This window comes from Bacillus sp. FSL W8-0116 (genome assembly GCF_038003825.1).
GTDB lineage: Bacteria > Bacillota > Bacilli > Bacillales > DSM-4216 > Bacillus_O > Bacillus_O smithii.
The window spans coordinates 3,129,687-3,147,580 of the sequence record NZ_JBBOPY010000001.1 but is presented as its reverse complement, the minus strand read 5'-3'; the positions used below and the strand labels follow the sequence as shown (position 1 = coordinate 3,147,580).

The 17,894-nt window shown below is 40.8% G+C and carries 20 protein-coding genes; 1 reads left to right on the top strand and 19 read right to left on the bottom strand.

Translation table 11 applies throughout. The annotated features are described in order from the left end of the window. Positions 1 to 153: 153 nt before the first annotated feature. From panD to N1I86_RS15020, 9 genes are all read right to left on the bottom strand, one after another. Positions 154 to 537, bottom strand: coding sequence for an aspartate 1-decarboxylase (gene panD / locus N1I86_RS15060; protein ID WP_003355113.1), 384 nt, complete (start codon positions 535 to 537; stop codon positions 154 to 156). Between the two features lie 13 nt (positions 538 to 550). Beyond that, entirely contained in the window at positions 551 to 1,402 is an 852-nt protein-coding gene (gene panC / locus N1I86_RS15055) for a pantoate--beta-alanine ligase (protein ID WP_003355114.1), read from the bottom strand. Beyond that, positions 1,399 to 2,238, bottom strand: coding sequence for a 3-methyl-2-oxobutanoate hydroxymethyltransferase (gene panB, locus N1I86_RS15050; protein WP_341096986.1), 840 nt, complete (start codon positions 2,236 to 2,238; stop codon positions 1,399 to 1,401). The genes panC and panB overlap by 4 nt, the downstream gene beginning before the upstream one ends. A gap of 264 nt (positions 2,239 to 2,502) precedes the next feature. After that, on the bottom strand, positions 2,503 to 3,474 hold the full coding sequence (locus N1I86_RS15045) for a biotin--[acetyl-CoA-carboxylase] ligase (RefSeq protein ID WP_048623552.1): 972 nt from the start codon (positions 3,472 to 3,474) through the stop codon (positions 2,503 to 2,505). Beyond that, positions 3,459 to 4,649, bottom strand: a complete 1,191-nt coding sequence (locus N1I86_RS15040) for a CCA tRNA nucleotidyltransferase (protein ID WP_270583540.1) — start codon at positions 4,647 to 4,649, stop codon at positions 3,459 to 3,461. Before N1I86_RS15040 ends, N1I86_RS15045 begins: the two co-directional genes overlap by 16 nt. 13 nt (positions 4,650 to 4,662) lie before the next feature. Continuing rightward, complete coding sequence (bshA, locus tag N1I86_RS15035) at positions 4,663 to 5,793, bottom strand: N-acetyl-alpha-D-glucosaminyl L-malate synthase BshA (RefSeq protein WP_341096984.1); 1,131 nt, start codon at positions 5,791 to 5,793, stop codon at positions 4,663 to 4,665. Positions 5,794 to 5,956: 163 nt separating this feature from the next. Then, entirely contained in the window at positions 5,957 to 6,361 is a 405-nt protein-coding gene (gene mgsA / locus N1I86_RS15030) for a methylglyoxal synthase (RefSeq protein WP_270583541.1), read from the bottom strand. Between the two features lie 12 nt (positions 6,362 to 6,373). Then, positions 6,374 to 7,174, bottom strand: coding sequence for a 4-hydroxy-tetrahydrodipicolinate reductase (gene dapB, locus N1I86_RS15025; RefSeq protein WP_003355121.1), 801 nt, complete (start codon positions 7,172 to 7,174; stop codon positions 6,374 to 6,376). Further along, the gene (locus tag N1I86_RS15020; protein ID WP_003355122.1) at positions 7,161 to 7,514 is read right to left on the bottom strand and encodes a nucleotide pyrophosphohydrolase; all 354 of its coding nucleotides are present in this window, start codon (positions 7,512 to 7,514) and stop codon (positions 7,161 to 7,163) included. The genes dapB and N1I86_RS15020 overlap by 14 nt, the downstream gene beginning before the upstream one ends. 257 nt (positions 7,515 to 7,771) lie before the next feature. Between N1I86_RS15020 and N1I86_RS15015 the strand changes: the two genes are divergently transcribed. After that, positions 7,772 to 8,644: a YitT family protein gene (locus N1I86_RS15015; RefSeq protein WP_048623558.1), complete on the top strand. Its 873-nt coding sequence runs from the start codon at positions 7,772 to 7,774 to the stop codon at positions 8,642 to 8,644. Between the two features lie 92 nt (positions 8,645 to 8,736). Here N1I86_RS15015 and N1I86_RS15010 read toward each other — a convergent pair whose 3' ends face one another. The 10 genes from N1I86_RS15010 to N1I86_RS14965 form a co-directional block, all read right to left on the bottom strand. Further along, positions 8,737 to 9,417, bottom strand: coding sequence for a zinc metallopeptidase (locus N1I86_RS15010; protein WP_003355124.1), 681 nt, complete (start codon positions 9,415 to 9,417; stop codon positions 8,737 to 8,739). Between the two features lie 246 nt (positions 9,418 to 9,663). Next, a complete protein-coding gene (gene ypjB, locus N1I86_RS15005; protein ID WP_270583542.1) occupies positions 9,664 to 10,455 on the bottom strand; it encodes a sporulation protein YpjB in 792 nt (263 codons plus the stop codon). Between the two features lie 84 nt (positions 10,456 to 10,539). Continuing rightward, positions 10,540 to 11,151, bottom strand: a complete 612-nt coding sequence (locus N1I86_RS15000) for a DUF1405 domain-containing protein (RefSeq protein ID WP_003355126.1) — start codon at positions 11,149 to 11,151, stop codon at positions 10,540 to 10,542. A 302-nt stretch (positions 11,152 to 11,453) separates the two neighbouring features. After that, the gene (locus tag N1I86_RS14995) at positions 11,454 to 12,815 is read right to left on the bottom strand and encodes an IS1182 family transposase (protein WP_341096977.1); all 1,362 of its coding nucleotides are present in this window, start codon (positions 12,813 to 12,815) and stop codon (positions 11,454 to 11,456) included. 121 nt (positions 12,816 to 12,936) lie between these two features. Then, entirely contained in the window at positions 12,937 to 13,701 is a 765-nt protein-coding gene (locus N1I86_RS14990; RefSeq protein ID WP_003355127.1) for a menaquinol-cytochrome c reductase cytochrome b/c subunit, read from the bottom strand. A gap of 56 nt (positions 13,702 to 13,757) precedes the next feature. Further along, positions 13,758 to 14,432, bottom strand: coding sequence for a menaquinol-cytochrome c reductase cytochrome b subunit (gene qcrB / locus N1I86_RS14985; RefSeq protein ID WP_003355128.1), 675 nt, complete (start codon positions 14,430 to 14,432; stop codon positions 13,758 to 13,760). A gap of 15 nt (positions 14,433 to 14,447) precedes the next feature. Beyond that, positions 14,448 to 14,954 (bottom strand): ubiquinol-cytochrome c reductase iron-sulfur subunit, encoded by a 507-nt coding sequence (locus N1I86_RS14980; RefSeq protein ID WP_003355129.1) that lies wholly within the window; start codon positions 14,952 to 14,954, stop codon positions 14,448 to 14,450. Positions 14,955 to 15,101: 147 nt separating this feature from the next. Next, positions 15,102 to 15,563, bottom strand: a complete 462-nt coding sequence (locus N1I86_RS14975; protein ID WP_270584190.1) for a YpiF family protein — start codon at positions 15,561 to 15,563, stop codon at positions 15,102 to 15,104. 240 nt (positions 15,564 to 15,803) lie between these two features. Continuing rightward, positions 15,804 to 16,346, bottom strand: a complete 543-nt coding sequence (locus N1I86_RS14970) for a ReoY family proteolytic degradation factor (RefSeq protein ID WP_003355131.1) — start codon at positions 16,344 to 16,346, stop codon at positions 15,804 to 15,806. Between the two features lie 38 nt (positions 16,347 to 16,384). Beyond that, on the bottom strand, positions 16,385 to 17,641 hold the full coding sequence (locus tag N1I86_RS14965; protein ID WP_270584194.1) for a tetratricopeptide repeat protein: 1,257 nt from the start codon (positions 17,639 to 17,641) through the stop codon (positions 16,385 to 16,387). Positions 17,642 to 17,894 lie beyond the last annotated feature (253 nt).

Genomic DNA, 17,894 nt, shown 5'->3' with positions numbered 1-17,894 from the left:
CTTTTTTCAAGTTTACCATAAGAATTCCGATGATGTCAGTCATATGTCCGCAAAATAAAAAGGCCGGCCCCCTCCATCAAGAAATAGGATAGAATCAAAGATCTCCTATCTAATGATTTTAAAAGGGGCCAACCCACTATTTCATGTCAAAAACTATAAAATGGTCGCTTCTTTTTCGCCGGTGATCAATTGGGCGATCCGGTTATTCTCATCCATAATAGCGATTTTCGGTGAATGTTCCTTGACTTTTTCTTCTGGAACTAAAACGTAGGAAATAATAATGACCGTGTCCCCGGGCTGAACAAGTCTTGCCGCCGCCCCATTTAGACAAATGACTCCGCTCCCTCTTTTACCCGGGATAACGTACGTTTCTAGTCTTGCACCATTATTGTTGTTCACGACCTGCACTTTTTCATTAACAGCAATTCCAACTGCATCCAATATGTCTTCATCGATGGTAATGCTGCCGACATAATTTAAGTTGGCTTCTGTAACAGTGGCGCGGTGGATTTTGCTGTTCATTAATGTACGAAACATTTTTGTTTCCCCCTTAACGAGACAAATCTAGTATCACATTATCAATCAATCGTGCTGACGCAAATTGTACGGCTGTGGCAATGATCACTTTTCCTTTTATTCTCTCAAGCGGATCCAATTCAGGGAAAGAAAGGACTTCCACATAGTCGATTTCTCCGCCCGTGTTTTGGCGAATATGATCGGATACCAATCGGACGATTTCCGCAGGATCATCTACCCCATTCTCGACGGCTTTTTTTCCTTTCAGCAGCGCTTGATAAATTTCAGGAGCTTCCTTCCGCTCCTGTGCGGATAAATACGTGTTTCGGGAACTTTTAGCCAAACCGTCTTCTTCCCGAACCGTTTCTACGCCAATGATGTCGATCGGAAAGTTTAAATCCGCCACAAATCCTTGAACAATCGCAAATTGCTGTGCATCTTTCAATCCGAAATAAGCTCTGTCCGGCATTGTAATATGAAACAGTTTAGTGAGAACGGTAACGACGCCGTCAAAATGTCCTTTTCTAGTACGTCCGCACAAAACATCTTTTCGTTTTTTGACGTTCATTTGAACGATAGATTCTTCAGGGTACATTTCTTCCACAGACGGGTGAAAGAGCACATCAACGCCATTGTCTTCAGCCAGTTTTCGGTCACGGTCAAAATCGCGAGGATACCGCTCAAAATCTTCATTTGGGCCAAATTGAATAGGATTCACAAAAATGCTCATCACTGTCAGATCGTTTTCTGCAGTCGCTTTTTTCACAAGCGATAAATGCCCTTCATGCAGATAGCCCATCGTTGGAACAAAACCAATGGTCTTCCCGTTTCGTTTTTGCTCGGAGAGGAATTCTTGGATGTCTTTTATTTTTGTAAAAACTTTCATGAGCGTTCTCCTCCATACAAATGACTAAGCTCTTCCTGCTTCATCGTAAAAGAATGATCTCGATCAGGAAATTCGCCTTTTTTTACTTCTTTTACATAATCTTTGATCCCTTTTCTCGCCGCTTCATTCAAATTTCCATACGGCTTTACAAATTTCGCTAATCGATCGACCCCATACTGTAGAACATCGTGGTAGACAAGAACCTGCCCGTCTGTTTCACTGCCGGCTCCGATCCCGATCGTCGGAATCGTCAGTTCTTTTGTCACCTCTTCTGCCAGCTGATAAGGAACACATTCCAATACGATCATAAAAGCGCCTGCCGCTTCAATTTGTTTCGCGTCTTTTATTAATTTTTTCGCTTGATCCACCGTTTTTCCTTGAACTTTATAGCCGCCCAGTACTCCGACAGATTGAGGGGTCAGCCCAATATGCCCGACCACCGGTATACCCGCTTTCGTCAAGGCAGCAACGGATTCAGCTATTTCTTCTCCGCCTTCCATCTTAACGGCTTGTGCACCAGCTTCTTGCATAATTCGTCCTGCCGCTTTCAAAATTTCTTCACGGGAAAGATGCGCCGTTAAAAACGGAAGATCCGTTACGACAAAAGTATCTTTTGCTCCTCGTTTTACCGCTTTTGTATGGTGGATCATATCTTCGAGAGTGACCGGCACAGTCGAATCGTATCCCAGCACCACCATACCAAGAGAATCGCCGACGAGCAAAATGTCGGCTCCAGCCTCTTCCGCCAATTTGGCAGATGGATAATCATAGGCCGTAATCATCGCAATTTTTTCATGATTTTGCTTCATCTTCAAAAAATCAGCGGTCGTTTTCACGTTCCCATCCTCCTTTTTATTGGGAAGGGGACGAAACAGAAGACTTACTGCAAAATAAAAAGCCCTTCGACAGAAGGACTCGTTTTCCACTTATTTGTTTCGACCCTCTGTCCCTGTCACTATGGATCAAGGCAGACAAACATTTTATTGATTTACGCAAGGTGCAGTTCGCGTCTTGGATACTGCCCATTCAAATTATACCAAAAATACGCAACTCTTGCCTACCAAAACATTCTCGGCCAATCAGACGGTAAATATCACTATTTAAATTTCGATATCTGCAGAATAGATGTTGTGTATCGTTCCGTTCGCATCCTGAAGCTGTAATACTCCTTCATCGGTGATGCCAAGAGCTTTTCCTGTTATCACTCCTGTAATCGTTCTCGCCTTTATATGTTTTCCGATGGATATGGCATATTGTTCCCACAACGCTTTAATGGGAGCAAACCCTTCGTTTAAATAGAGATCGTAATACTGTTCAAGCTTTTCTAAAATCCTTTGAATTAACTTCGGCCGGAAAACTTTTTCGCCTTTTTCTATGGCAAGACTGGTGGCAATATTCTTTAACTCATCCGGGAATTGCAATTGATTGACATTCATGCCGATTCCGATAATGATCGCATAAATTTGGTCAGCGTTCGCTTGAAGTTCTGTTAAGATCCCTGTCATTTTTTTCCCGTTGATTAAAATGTCATTAGGCCATTTGATTTTCGGCTGCAAACCAGTTATCTCTTCAATGGCTTCCACAATAGCAACAGCCGTCAGAAGGGTAAATTGCGGAGCTTGTTGGGGAGGCAGTGTTGGCTTCAAAATAATGCTCATCCAAATTCCTGATGATTTGGGCGAATACCATTCTCTTGTCATGCGTCCACGCCCGGCCGTTTGTTCTTCCGCGATCACAACTGTCCCCTCCGGACAACCTTCCTGAGAAAGGCGGTGAGCTTCTATTTGAGTAGAATCAACCGTTTCCTTATGGACAATCTTTCTGCCCATAAATCTTGTCTTGAGCCCAAGAAGAATTTCATTGGCTGTCACTTTGTCAGGCATGCTGATGATGCGGTAACCCTTTTTGCGAACGGCTTCCAATTCAAATCCTTCTTTTCGAAGTTCTTCCATATGTTTCCATACCGCAGTTCTTGAACACCCAATGATGTCAGCAAGTTCTTGGCCGGAAAGAAACTCACCTTCGGCTTTCGAAAATGCTTCTAACAGCTTCGTTCTTACAACCGATTGCACCTCTTCAGCCACTCCTTTATTTTTTCTTTCTCATTTTTCGTTTTTTGATCTAAAACGGCTTTCTCGATCTCTTCCAGACAGGCTCTCAGCCATGGTCCCGGCTTTTTTTGAAACCACATGCATAAGTCATGACCGTTTACGCTTAGTTCTTTTCGATGTTTGATAGGAAGATTCTCATAAAGAGTCTGAATCTGTTCCGTCATATCTTCATCTTGGTAAAGGACAGAATGAACTTTTTCAACATCAACGGCAACGGAAAGTCCCGCATCGTATACATCCCACTGCGTCCATGGTGTTTCTCGCCTTTTTTTCATCCAAGTCAACCCGCTTAACAAATATTTTATCGTTTTGGAAGGGAGTTTCCATGCTTTCAAAAACTCGACAGGTTTATCCCCGGAAACCAAAACAGCAATTAAAAGCCACATTTGCTGTAGCGTTAAAGAAGTGCAGTCAATGGTCAACATTTTTTCCAGCTCTTTTTCGTTTGATTCAAGACCAGGCAAGTAAATATACAATCCCGTTTCCAGTAATAACTTCAAACCTTTTTTTCGGAAGCGCCCTGAAATGAGTTTTTCAAACTCATTTCGTTTTCTTTCCACCGCAATATGCTGCATTAAACCAGCATTGCGGCATATGGCCGTAAATACGCCGTCTTCCAAATCAAACCCAAGCTGGCTGGCAAATCGGGCCGCTCTCATCATCCTAAGAGCATCTTCTGAAAAGCGTTCTTCCGCCTTACCCACAGTGACGATCTGACGGTGTCGGATTGCTTCCTTACCATTAAAAGGATCCACTACTCTCCCAGTGCGGTCCATCGCCATAGCGTTCATCGTAAAATCTCTTCTCTTTAAATCTTCATATAAAGACCGTATAAAAACGACTTTTTCCGGCCGGCGAAAATCTTTGTAGTCCGATTCTGCCCGGAAGGTTGTCACTTCATATCCTTCGCCATTGTGAAGGACTAAAACAGTCCCATGTTCAATTCCCACGTCCACTGTATTTGGAAAAATTTCTTTCACTTCTTCAGGCAAAGCAGATGTGGCAATATCAATATCGCTGATCGACCTTCCTAAATAATAGTCGCGGACGCATCCCCCGACAAAATAGGCTTCATAGCCAGCCTGCTCCAATCTTTCCAACAAAGGAACAGCCTTTTGAAAAAGTGTGTCATTCATTTTTTTCACCTGCCTAGTCTTGTTGAAGCAAACTCAAATAGATGGATTCATAACGGTTGACAATTTTCTGTGAATAAAATTTTTGTTTGACCGTTAAAACCGACCTTTCAGAAAATTGCCTATGAATTTCGCTGTTTTCCAAAAGGTACAGAGACTTTTGGACGATATCCGCAAGATCTCCCGGCTCACAAATAAACCCGTTCACGCCGTTTTGAATCACTTCCGGAATTCCGCCGACATTGGTTCCGATGCAAGGAACTCCGCACGCCATTGCCTCCAACAACGCCAGCCCGAAACTTTCTTTTTGAGAAAGCAAAAGCATTAAATCACTGATAGAGTATAGTTCTTCTAAATTATCTTGTTTTCCTAAAAAGAAAACTCCCTCATCCAAACCTAAATCGCTGACTAATTTGCTCACGACCGTCATTTCCGGTCCGTCTCCGACAAGAAGAAGTTTCGCAGGCATCTTCTCAAAAATGCGAGCAAATACCTTAACGACATCCGGCACCCGTTTGATGGTACGAAAATTGGAAACATGGATAATCACTTTTTCATCAGAGCGAATTCCGTACTCTTCCTTCAGATGGCTGGATGAAATCTTTTTAAAAATTCTTTCGTCGATAAAATTATAAATGGGAATGATCTCCTTTTCCGGCCGGATCAATTGATATGTTTCCTGAACAAGTGCATTGGAAACCGCTGTGACAGCATCAGAACGTTCGATGCCAAAACGGATAGCATCGGTTAAAGAAGGGTCATAGCCTAAAACAGTAATATCCGTACCATGCAATGTAGTGACAATTTTACTGTTTGATCCGGCCATTTGCTTCCCTAGTATGGCACAAACCGCATGAGGGATGGCATAGTGAACGTGAAGAATATCCAATTTTTCTCTCCGCATGACTTCGGCCATTTTACTAGATAATGCGATATCATATGGCGGATATTGAAAAACAGAATACTGGCTCACTTCCACTTGATGAAAATAAATATTATGATACATTCGGTTCAGACGGAAAGGGACACTCGAAGTAATAAAATGAATTTCATGCCCTTTTTCTGCCAAAAGTTTACCGAGTTCTGTCGCCACAACTCCTGAACCGCCAACTGTTGGATAACAAGTGATTCCAATTTTCAACCTCATTTCTTGCCCCCCTTCCTTTTTCGCGAAATGGCCGCCGATTTCCATCATCGATCGGCGGCTAGGCGATTGTATTGGTTTCATCCTAATGAAAAAAACCCTTTTTTCTTGTCCTTCTAGTTGGATGAAAGAAGAAAGGACGACACTCGCAACAGCGTTTTTCCTATCAATGCTTGTTTCTATATAAATTGCGCCAATCGATGTCTCCTTTTTCAAGACCTCTAATCAAAACTTCGCCTGTTCCCATATTGGTCGCCAGCGGTACGGAATAAACATCACAAAGCCTGATCAATGCAGAAACATCAGGTTCATGAGGCTGGGCCGTTAAAGGATCCCGGAAGAAAAAAACCAAATCCATTTGATTCTTGGCAATCATCGCTCCAATTTCTTGATCCCCTCCAAGAGGACCTGATTGAAAACGATGAACTTTAAGCCCCGTTGACTCTTGGATTCTTAAGCCTGTCGTGCCGGTGGCGTACAAAGTATGTTTTGCAAACGTATCACGATAAGCCAGGACGAATTTGACCAAATCGTCCTTTTTCTTATCGTGAGCGATCAATGCGATATTCATCTCACATTGCCCCTATTCCAAAATATTTTCAAGCCCATAGACAAAATCATTTAATTTCGTAACGGTTTCGACGCTTACTTTTACTCCTGACATAAAGGAAGCACGATTGTAGGAATCATGGCGAATCGTCAGTGTTTGTCCTTCCGACCCAAACATAACTTGCTGATGCGCAATCAAGCCCGGAAGACGTACGCTGTGAATATGCATGCCATTGATATTGGCACCTCTTGCCCCTGAAATAGTTTCTTTTTCATTTGGATGCCCTTGCTGTTTTTGCTCCCTGACAGTTGAAATCATTTGAGCGGTTTTCACAGCTGTTCCTGAAGGCGCGTCCAATTTCTGGTCATGGTGAAGTTCAATAATTTCAACATCTGAGAAATATTTGGCAGCCATTTGTGAAAATTTCATCATAAGTACAGCACCTATGGCAAAGTTAGGTGCGATAATGCAGCCAATTTGCTTCGAATTGGCAAGTTCTTTTAACTCTTTCAGCTGTTCTTCTGTAAATCCAGTTGTTCCGACAACCGGACGCACTCCATATTCAAGCGCCTTTTTGGTATGTAGGAATCCGGCTTCCGGAACCGTTAGATCAATCCATACATCAGCTTTTGTTTTTTGCAAGCATTCATCTACATCGTTGTATACCGGTACATCGATTCCTTGAAAACCTTCTAATTCACTTAGCAGAATGCCATTATATTTATGATCCAAGACAGCTTCCAGTTCAAAATGATCCGTGCGTTGAATAAGCTGAACGGCTTCACGTCCCATTCTCCCTCTCGGACCCGCTACAATGATTTTAATGGTTTCCATTATCCGATTCCTCCTCTGCTTTGATTTTTGTCCAACGGTCTTTATCTCTCGTTTGAAATTTATTCATCACAACATCATGCGCGTGTTCCAAATCAATATGTAAAGAATTCGCCAAACAAACAAGAACGAATAATAAATCACCCAGTTCTTCTTCCACTGTCTTTGCTTGTTCACTTGGCTTTTTAGGTTTCTCTCCGTAATAATGATTGATTTCTCTTGCCAGTTCACCAAGCTCTTCTGTTAATCGAGCAAGCATGGCTAAAGGACTGAAATAGCCTTCTTTAAACTGGCTAATATATTGGTCCACTTCTTCCTGAATTTGGGCCATCGTTTTCCTCATTTTTTACCGCCTCACTTTCTCTTTCCATGTTAGCTAATTCCTATTCTATTTACAATCTATTTCTATCTCCCAATACGTCATTGAATGAAATCGCTTAAGAGATGATACAGGATAAAATTGCTTGTTTCTTTCGCTTTCTATATAATAGTTTCGATGTCTGCACTGCCTTTTCCATCGTTCTAATATTCGTCTTGGCAATATGGATTGAATCTTTTTTCTGACACTATACGTTACCATCATGTTAAGGAGGTTCCATGATGATTTTGGGGCTGAAAATAAAAAATATTTTATTCATTTGTATAGGAGCCGCTATCTATGCTTTTGGCTTAGTGCATTTCAATATGGAGAACAACTTGGCAGAAGGCGGCTTTACCGGGATTACGCTGATTTTATACAATTTGTTTGGCATTGATCCTTCCTATACAAACTTATTCTTAAACATACCTGTTTTCATCATCGGATGGAAACTTTTGGGAGGAAAAACATTTCGATACACGATTATCGGCACACTCGCCCTTTCCTTATTTTTATGGATCTTCCAACGCTTTCAGTTAAATATCCCTCTTCATCACGATCTTCTTTTAGCCGCTCTGTTTGCGGGAGTGTTTATTGGGATCGGGCTTGGCATCATCTTTCGATATGGCGGAACGACAGGCGGAGTCGACATTATTGCGCGGCTTGTCAATAAATACACCCATATCTCCATGGGAAAAACCATGTTTGTTTTTGACGCGTGCGTGATCATCGCCTCTTTGTTGACATATATCAATTACAGGGAAGCGATGTACACCCTCGTGGCCGTTTTTGTCAGCGCTAGAGTGATCGATTTTATGCAAGAAGGTGCGTATACAGCAAGAGGCGCGTTCATTATTTCTGAAAAAAACGAAGAAATTGCGCATAAGATTTTGGAAGAAATGGACAGAGGCGTCACCGTGTTCAAGGGGCATGGATTTTTTACAAAGAAAGACAGAAACGTACTATATTGCGTTGTAGCCAAAAATGAAATTATCCGCTTACGCAATATTATCACATCCGTCGATCCCCATGCATTTGTTTCTGTCGTGGAAGTTCATGAAGTTCTCGGGGAAGGATTTACGCTTGATGAAAATAAAAAGCCGCTTGAAGAATGAAGCACTCACCAACTGAATAGAACGGACGAAAAAAGATCAGACTCTCGATCCAAAACGTCGAAAGTCTGATCTTTTTAAATCCTCATTCATTTTTAATTATCTTCGTTATTTTGCATTCCGACAAATACAAGAATTAAACGAATTAGTTCCAAAATTGCAACCGCTGCGGCAGCCACGTACGTCATTGCAGCCGCGCCAAGCACTTTACGAGCTTCTCTTTTTTCATCGTTGCGGATAATGCCTATAGAGACTAACTGTTTCAACGCTCGTGATGACGCATTAAATTCCACCGGCAGCGTAATGACTTGAAACAGTACTCCGGCCGACATCAAAATAATACCGAGCAGAAACAATTTCGTCATGGTGGTTAACATCCCAATGAAAATGAAGATCCAAGATAAACTGGAACTAAAATTAGCAATGGGAACAAGCGCATGGCGAAAACGTAAAAAGGAATATCCTACTTTGTCTTGAATGGCGTGGCCGACTTCGTGCGCCGCAACAGAAGCGCCGGCAATCGAATTGCCCCAATAGTTATTTGGTGATAAATGAACTGTTTTCGTTATCGGATTATAGTGATCACTTAAAAAGCCTTCCGTTTCCAGTACTTTTACGTGATACAAGCCATTTTCATCCAAAATTCGACGAGCCACTTCAGCTCCCGTCATCCCTGTAGAATAGGGGACGTCGGAAAACTTATCATACGTTCTTTTTACCCTAAATTGTGCCCAAATGGGTATTAACGCAATCAGGATAAAATAGAGAATATACATGTTAAGTTGATAACCTCCATTTAAGTTCTGATTTGATTTTAACTATAAAACCTTTTCATTTTCCATCATTCAGCCAAAACGATCTAAGTCAATATCGGAGAGTGTTAGTGAGAAGCGACCATTTTGCCTTCACCTCTTACGACCAACCCGTTTTCGAGTCCATTCTTCAGTGATTTACTTAGGACTCTACACGATTTACGGTCGCACTGTATTTGCATTTATTTTAGTATTAAAATAAATGCATTGTCAATCTTTCTGCTTGCGAGGTTTCTTCTCTTCTTTTTCCCCTTTGTATTTTCTCCATCCCACATAGGATAATGTACCGATAATAATACTTCCGGTTGAAATAATGACCCACCACAGCGACGGATCCGCTTCGTCTTCTTCCGTTCTGTCAAACAATTTTTGCAAATCCGATTGAAGATCATTTAATTGGGACACGGCCTCTTTCTTCTTTAAATTGTCAGCACTGTATTGATCGATATATTGAATTTTCGCATCCAGTTTTTGAACTTCTTCCACCGGTATATCCACTCTTAAACTCGGTTCAATAATACTATACTTTTCTAAAAAATGGTTGACTGTTTGGCGGTAGACTTCTTTGTTACCAATCTTGGCCGCCTCCTTCACATGTTGAAAAGCCGTTAAAACAGGTTCTTTCATTTCCGACCATAAGGGCTGATATCGAGACGTCAACGCATCCACTACTAAACGAAAGGTTGTGACTGCATCTACTCTTTGTTCGTGATTCATCGATGTACTATTTAAGGCTCTTAACGCTTGATGATGCGCCACTGTTAAAATCCGAATATCATCCATGGTGAATGTTTGATGAAGAATGGCTGATTTCGTAAACTTTTCCGAAAAATCATTCAAGAGCTGCTTTGCTTCGGTGTAATGATAGCTTTTCGTCATCTGTAAAGCTTCTTCAACCGTCGAATCCAGCTTCTGCATCGGCGACGATTCTTCCGCCGCCAAAACAGCGTCGACGAATCCAAAAGTAATCATGATCGTCAGGAGTATTCTAATAAAGAGCATTCCAGTCCCCCCTAATGCTACTAATTCAGTGTATGTGAAGAGGGACAAGAGTAGAACTCTTCCTTAAAGCGACAACTTTTCGAATCATTCCTGCCCGTTATGCCAAGGAAAAGCTAACGTAATCCGTTTTTTGCGCATACTAAAGAAATAAGTAAGTCCAATGGAACAGATGCTGAGCCAGAATGTAAAGTACCCAATGGGTCTTATGTATAAATTCAGTTGCGGATATATAGGGTATTGCATGAACACATAATCAATCATTTCGTTATGCAATGTCCAAATGGACGCCACGGCAAAATGCCATGGCTTAATCCTGTAAAAGGGAGAATAAAGGATCCCTTCGATCGCCATAGCCAAATGGGATATCATCAACATATAGCCTTGCCAAGGCAAGGATCCGGAAACGGTTAATGTAAGCAAATTCATGACAACCGCCCAAATACCATATTTAAAAAGCGTCATGGCCGCTAAAGCAGCAGGAAGCCCCCAATTCTTTTTCAGCCAAAATCCCGTCAGCGCAATAACAAAAAACAAGCTTGCTGTCGGGCTGTCGGGAACAAACGGAAGAAACCACCATTCCGTATTCTTCATTTGCGGAATATACCATATATATCCGTATACGGTTCCGGCCAAATTCACAATCCACAATAATTGTAAAAACTTCTTGTTACCCAATACAAGATATAAACGATTCACTTTTTTGCCTCCTACTTATTCTCTTTCGATTTCTCGCAAAACGAGAACATCTCATCATAAACAACCTATTATGACCTTTGTACACGTATTGATTCTCCCATCAAATGTTCCGCTGATCAATATCTTTCTATTTTTTCTTTTCGATCGACAAAAGTATAATCTTCTAAGAAAAATCAAAAAGAGCCAGCAAGAGCTGACTCTTGCAGAGTGTAGACAAAAGGCATCCGAATGTGTGTATTCGGATGCCTTTTGTCATTTTTATACTTTAAAGGTTGGGATTAGACCCCTCTAAGGGGTCTATTTTATGCCATTATTGGACTTTTCCATGTCCAGCAGGCCATCTTTTTCAAATTCATTGCAGCAAAAGTTAGCATCGCCTGCATGGACAATTTTTTTAGACCTCTTAAGGTTGTCCAACGCATACCATGCTTTTCCTTTGCATCAGCAAAAACACGTTCAATGGTTTCTTTCCGTCTTGCATAAATGCTCTTATTCTCTTGTGTATGCCGAAGATGATCAGCTTCCTCTAAATAAAATTCCCATACATGTCGCTGAATCAGTTTTTTATGCCCCTTACTTTGGGTGCACTTCGAGAGGAATGGACAATCTTTACACTGGACTGGATCAGAAAAATATTGACGATAGCCTTCCTTCGTCGTAGTTGCATATTTTAACACTTGTCCTTGCGGACAAAGATAACAATCGTAGTATTCATCGTAAACATACTCATGTTTTTTGAAATAACCATCCTTTGTACGAGGGCGAGTATAAGGTAAAGCAGGGGTCATATCATTTTCAAATATGTATTGGGCAACGGCGGGAGTTTTATATCCAGCGTCAGCAGCAACTACAACCGGTTTTCCATGTTTTTCTATGACTTTTTCAAGAAGCGGCTCCAATACGGAACTGTCATGAATATTCCCTGGCGTTACAATAGCCCCCAAAACAAAGCCATTTCGATCCGCAGCAGCATGGAATGAGTAAGCAAACTGTTTTGTTCGCTCGTCTTTTACGTAGTAACCACTTTCCGGATCAGTGGTACTTTCTTTTATTTCTTTATATTCTTCTTTCCCAAATTTATCTGGAGGAAATGGCTTTTTTCCATGTGCTTCTCGATCAGCATTTATCTCATCTTGTAGACGTGCTTGATAGGCTTTCGTTTCTTTTCGAACCACTTTCTTCTCAAATTTATGCTTATTCGCACTCGCTTTGACATGAGTAGAATCAATAAAGACATGCTCACTGCTTATCAGCTTCTTATCTGCAGCTTCTTTCAAAATGCGATAGAATATCTGTTCAAATAAGTCTGTATCCTTAAAGCGTCGCTCGTAGTTTTTCCCAAACGTTGAAAAGTGAGGTACCTTATCATAAAAACCAAATCCAAGAAACCAACGGTAAGCCAGATTCGTTTCGATTTCCTCTATAGTTTTTCGCATGGAACGAATACCGAAGGTATATTGGATGAAAGCCATTTTAATCAATACAACTGGATCAATACTTGGTCGACCTCTTTCCGATGAATACATGTCTTGAACAAGCGAATAGATAAATGAAAAATCAATCGCAGCGTCGATTTTACGAACCAAATGATCTGCAGGTACAAGTTGGTCTAAAGCTATCATTTCTATTTGATCACGATTCATCTGTGTATTTTTTGTTAGCACTTCATCCACCTCAATTCATTACGGTATCTTAATTATACAAAAAAAGACTGTCGGCAAATCCGGTTTTTTCGGATTTGTCGACAGTCTGAAAGAGCCAGCAAGAGCTGACTCTTGACTCTCTTTATTTTGTTTTTAAATTGGCAATGAAGTTTGCCAATTTATCGAGTTCTTGATCGGTGCCTTTAAATTGACCGGGAGGCATATTTCCTTTTCCGTTTCTGGCTATTTTCTTAATTTCCTCAGGCTTTAAACCTGTGTCTACGAGACTAGGAGCAGCTGCTCCGCCGGTGAGCTTTTCGCCGTGGCAGTTAATACAGCCATTTTTTTGAAAAAGCTGATAGCCTTCTGAACTTTTGTCAATTTTCGCTTCTTGAACAATTTTCCCCTGTTCTTCTGCCGCCTTCCAATCGTGAGTAACGACGGACTGCCATGTCAAAAAGATCATCGCTGCCAACGTCAGCAGCATAAATCCAGTCGCAAACGGACGTTTTAACGGGCGGCGATGCGGCCCCCGATCGATAAACGGTGCCAAAAGCAGGGCTGCAAAAGCAATCCCGGGAATAACCAGTCCGATTACTTCATAGGGGCCAGACGCGTAACTGTATTTCAAAAGCTGATAAAGAAACAAAAAATACCAATCCGGCATTGGAATATAGCCCGTATCCGTCGGGTCTGCAATCCGTTCAAGCGGCGACGGATGTGCAATCGTTAAGCATAAATATCCTACCAAGAAAACAGCGCCGACCATCCATTCTTTCAAAAGAAAGTTCGGCCAAAAGGCTTCTGTTTTTCCCGGGTACTCTGAATAATCTTTCGGAATATTCGGTTTCCGTTCAGCGGGAACACGGGAATCCCCGACAAATTTCATCCCTTTTCCGCGATGCATACGTTCCCCTCCTTTTGGTCATATGATTCTAATTTTATTCGATCATCCGCTAAGAGCTAGAGCGGGCCGGAAATGCCTTGCCTACGGATCATCAAAAAGTGTGCAGCCATTAATCCGAGCAGTATTGCAGGAAGGAAAAAGACATGTATGGCAAAAAAGCGTGTAAGAGTTTGTGCACCTACAATGTCATGATGGCCGGCCAGCAATACTTTCAGCCACTCGCCAATCACTGGTGTCGCCGCGGCAATTTGCAAACCAACTTTCGTCGCAAACAGCGCTTTCATATCCCACGGCAACAAATAACCGGTAAAGCCTAGTCCCAGCATGACAAAAAAGATCAAAACGCCCACTATCCAGTTTAATTCGCGCGGTTTTTTGTATGCACCTTGGAAAAAGACCCGCAATGTATGTAAAAAGATCATTACAATAACAAGACTGGCTCCCCAATGGTGCATGCCGCGAACAATTTGTCCGAAAGCGACTTCATTTTGCAAATAATAGACCGATTGCCAAGCATTTTTAATATCCGGTACATAATACATGGTTAAAAACATGCCGGAAAGAATTTGAATGACAACGATAAAAAACGTCAATCCTCCAAAACAGTACACGAAGGCAGAAAAATGATGCGCCGGATTCACATGCTCAGGAACCTCATGGTCTGCTATATCCCGCCATAAAGGCGTAATATCTAAACGTTCATCAATCCAATCATACAGTTTGTTCAGCAAGGATTACGCCCCCCTTTATACGAGATTATTCGCCTTTGGTTTTCCAAGATACAAATAGCCGTCTTTTACTTTTACCGGATAAACGTCTAACGGTTTTGTAGGCGGAGTACCGGGTACGTTTTTCCCATTTTTGTGGTAAAGACCTCCGTGGCAAGGACAGAAAAACATATTGGGGTGGGACTTGTTTGCATTCCAGTTGACGGTGCAGCCTAGATGCTTACAAATAGGGGAAAGAGCCACAATGTCTCCATTCTTCGTTTTATAAACCCAGGCTGTTTGAGTGACATTGGACGTATACCAGGCATCCTTTTGCTCGTAAGTGAAGTCTACACGCGTTGGAGTTTCTGTCAAATCATCAACCTTTTGCTTCGTCGCATGAAAATTGCCTTTTCCTTCGGCTGCCAGGACAGGATCAATGGCAAAACGAAGCATCGGCATAAGAACACCAGCTGCCATGAAACCGCCTACACCAGTAAGCGTATAATTTAGGAATTGGCGTCTAGATACACGCTCCTTGCTCATATGTTTCCTCCTTCAATTTTGAACTAAGCCCATTCGGACCTTTTCGTACAACAATAAAGTTAGTCATCATTATGATAAATCATACAGAAGTTGAAATCAATAACAATTGTCCGAAAGTTTATAAAATACTAAATATTTAGAAATCATCTATTGTTTTTCCCATTTCTCAAGAATCTTATGTACATACTGTTTGACTTGATTTTCGATGAAATCGTATTTAAAGGAATCGTCCATATCCTCCATCGGGGTCGCAGGAAGCCTAATGAGCGTTCCTTTCAGCTGGCTTTCTCTTGATTTCCAGTTGGCATCGGATGTGATAAAAAACAGATGCACAAATCCTTCTTCATGTAATAAGTCAGACCAGCGGTTTAGGAGTGAAGATTTTTCATCCGTTATTTCTTGTGATAAATAAACAATGGCTGGAAACAACATGATTCTTCCTCTGAATTGTTTTTCAAGACACCTCGAAAACAATTGGATATATTCTCCTTGTGAAGCGGATCGCCTCATTTCATTTCCAAAACCAATCGGCAAGAGCGGTATCACGGCACTATCAATAAAGCTCTTTTCTTGTTGATAAAGTCGTGCGTCCCTCCCATTCCATATCATTATTTTCACCTCTTTTTTCTCCCATTATAACAAATTTTTTCCAAAAGAACGATAAAAATTTCGATTACAGTAGTCGTTACTGCTTCGAAAGCAGATGACAAAGAAAAAACGAATGCTAAGATCAACATTTGAAGTTCTCGTATATGATGGCTGATATTCTTGCCAATATACCACACTTGATGCTTTCTTTCACTTTCAGATAAAAGAAAAACCCCTTTAACAACAACGTGTAAAAGGGATTTATCGTTCCAGTTCTTTTAACTTTTCAGTTAAAATTTGAAAAGCTTCTTTATCATTTTTGTCTAATGCTTCATCAATGGCCTTGAGAAGTTTTTCTTTCTGAAATTTGTAGATGCTGTCCTTTAGAAACTGTTCCGCTAAAAACCGATCTTTTTCGGTGATTTTTAAATTTCTGGGCATATAAGGGTTTTCTTCAAGCACAAGCGCATATTGATGAGAAGTATTGGCTCCGCGAAATTTTAATTCTATATAGATATCTTCATCTTTATTCAAGCGGATATCATGAAAGGATTTTTCGGCATCTGTCGTCATGATATTATTTTTGAAAAAACGAAATGGAGTACTGTCTACGCAATGTGTGGACATCACAATTCCTCTTGGGCAATATTGTGCATCTTCCACAAAATGAACTTTCTCCATCAATTGATCGTGGCTCATTAAATAGTTTAGAATCCAGACCGACTCTCTTCTTTTTAATTGATAATGATTTAAAAACCAGCGAATAAAATCTTTCTTTTCATTCACAGAAACAGGGGTTGCCATGTTCTTTCCCTCCTTACTGTGTAATAAAGCTCTCAGAATCACTCAAGTCTTTCCAGCAAAAGAATCCATTCTTCATTGGTCGGATCCTTTTCCAACAGCTTATGAAATATTTCTGCAGCTTTTTGCGTTTTTCCTTCTTCCAAAAGAAAATAACCGTATTCTTCAAGAAAATCTTGATTGTTTTTAAAATCATTATATGCTTTCTGGTACATTTTTAATGCCTCTGAATATTGCTCTAAGCCGTGAAGAGCTTTCGCTTGATCCCATAAAAATTGAGGGTCGTCTTCCCCTTCGTTTTGCACTTGCTTAATAATATCCAATATGTCGCTATACCGTTCCTGAGTCATGTATAATTTATTAAGAGTGAGTGCTGCTTCCAAATAGCCCGGGTCTAATCGCAATGCCTGTTGGAAAAATGACTCCGCTTCGTCCTCTTTTTGCAATTTCAAAGCAATCTTTCCTCCAAGGAAGTACAATTCCTTTTGAAATTCATCGTGTGCAATTCCTTCCTTAATCGATTGCAATGCTTGTTCAAGCATTTCTTCATGCTCGTAGGATCTTGCTAAATAAAGATACAATGAGTGATAATCAGGATCGAGGGCTTTTAATTCCGAAAATTTTTCAATCGCCGTTTGATAATAACCGGCTTGATAGGCAGTTAACCCAAAGCCAAATAAAGTATTGACTTCTAATTTTTCATCCAATGCATCGTCATAATAAGGCAAAGCCTCTTCAAACTCCCCGGCAGCGCTTAAAGCTTCGGCGATTCGTTGGCGAATTTGAGTACCCGCCAATTCGTATATCTGTTGATCGATTAACTTATGATAGTAATCAACCGCTTCACGATACCGTCCTTGTTCCATATAAAGTTCGCCAAGAGCAAAATCAATCACTGGCTCATCTTTTGCTAATTCTTTGGCCATTAACAGTTTTTGCTCACTTACTTCATACAATCCCTGCATTTGATACAAATCAGCTAATAGCAGCAGTGCTCGTGGGTAGGACGGATCTGAGGCGTCAATTTTTTCTAAAAGAAGTATGGCCTCTTCTTCTTGATTGAGATCTACGAACGTTTCGGCGAGAAGGACAATTAATTCTCCTTCTTCAGGATATTTTTCCAGAAGAATCTGATACAAATTCTTTGCATCTTCAGGAAATCCAAGCTGGTTTAATTCTTCTGCAAGAAGATATTGTTCTTCATCACTTCCGCTTTTTTTTACTTTATCAATAAGCTTTTTTGCTTTATCTAATTGTCCATTTTCAAATAATTGGATGATTTTTTCCACGTTGTTCATCACAAGTATTTCTCCTTTTAGCGTAAACTCGTTTGACGGATTAGGTAATGTTAAAAATGAAAAGCGACTATTCTTGGAAAACTCCATCAGATTGGTGAACCCAATGATCATCCTGTAAATCATCATGAATCTGCTGTTAATAGTAAAGCAAAGTTCTTTTTCCTTCAACTAAAATGCCATTCTTACTTTTCTATAATTCTCTTTTGCGGCGAATATTCCCTTCATAAAATGGTCAATGTGCTTGAAAAAATAA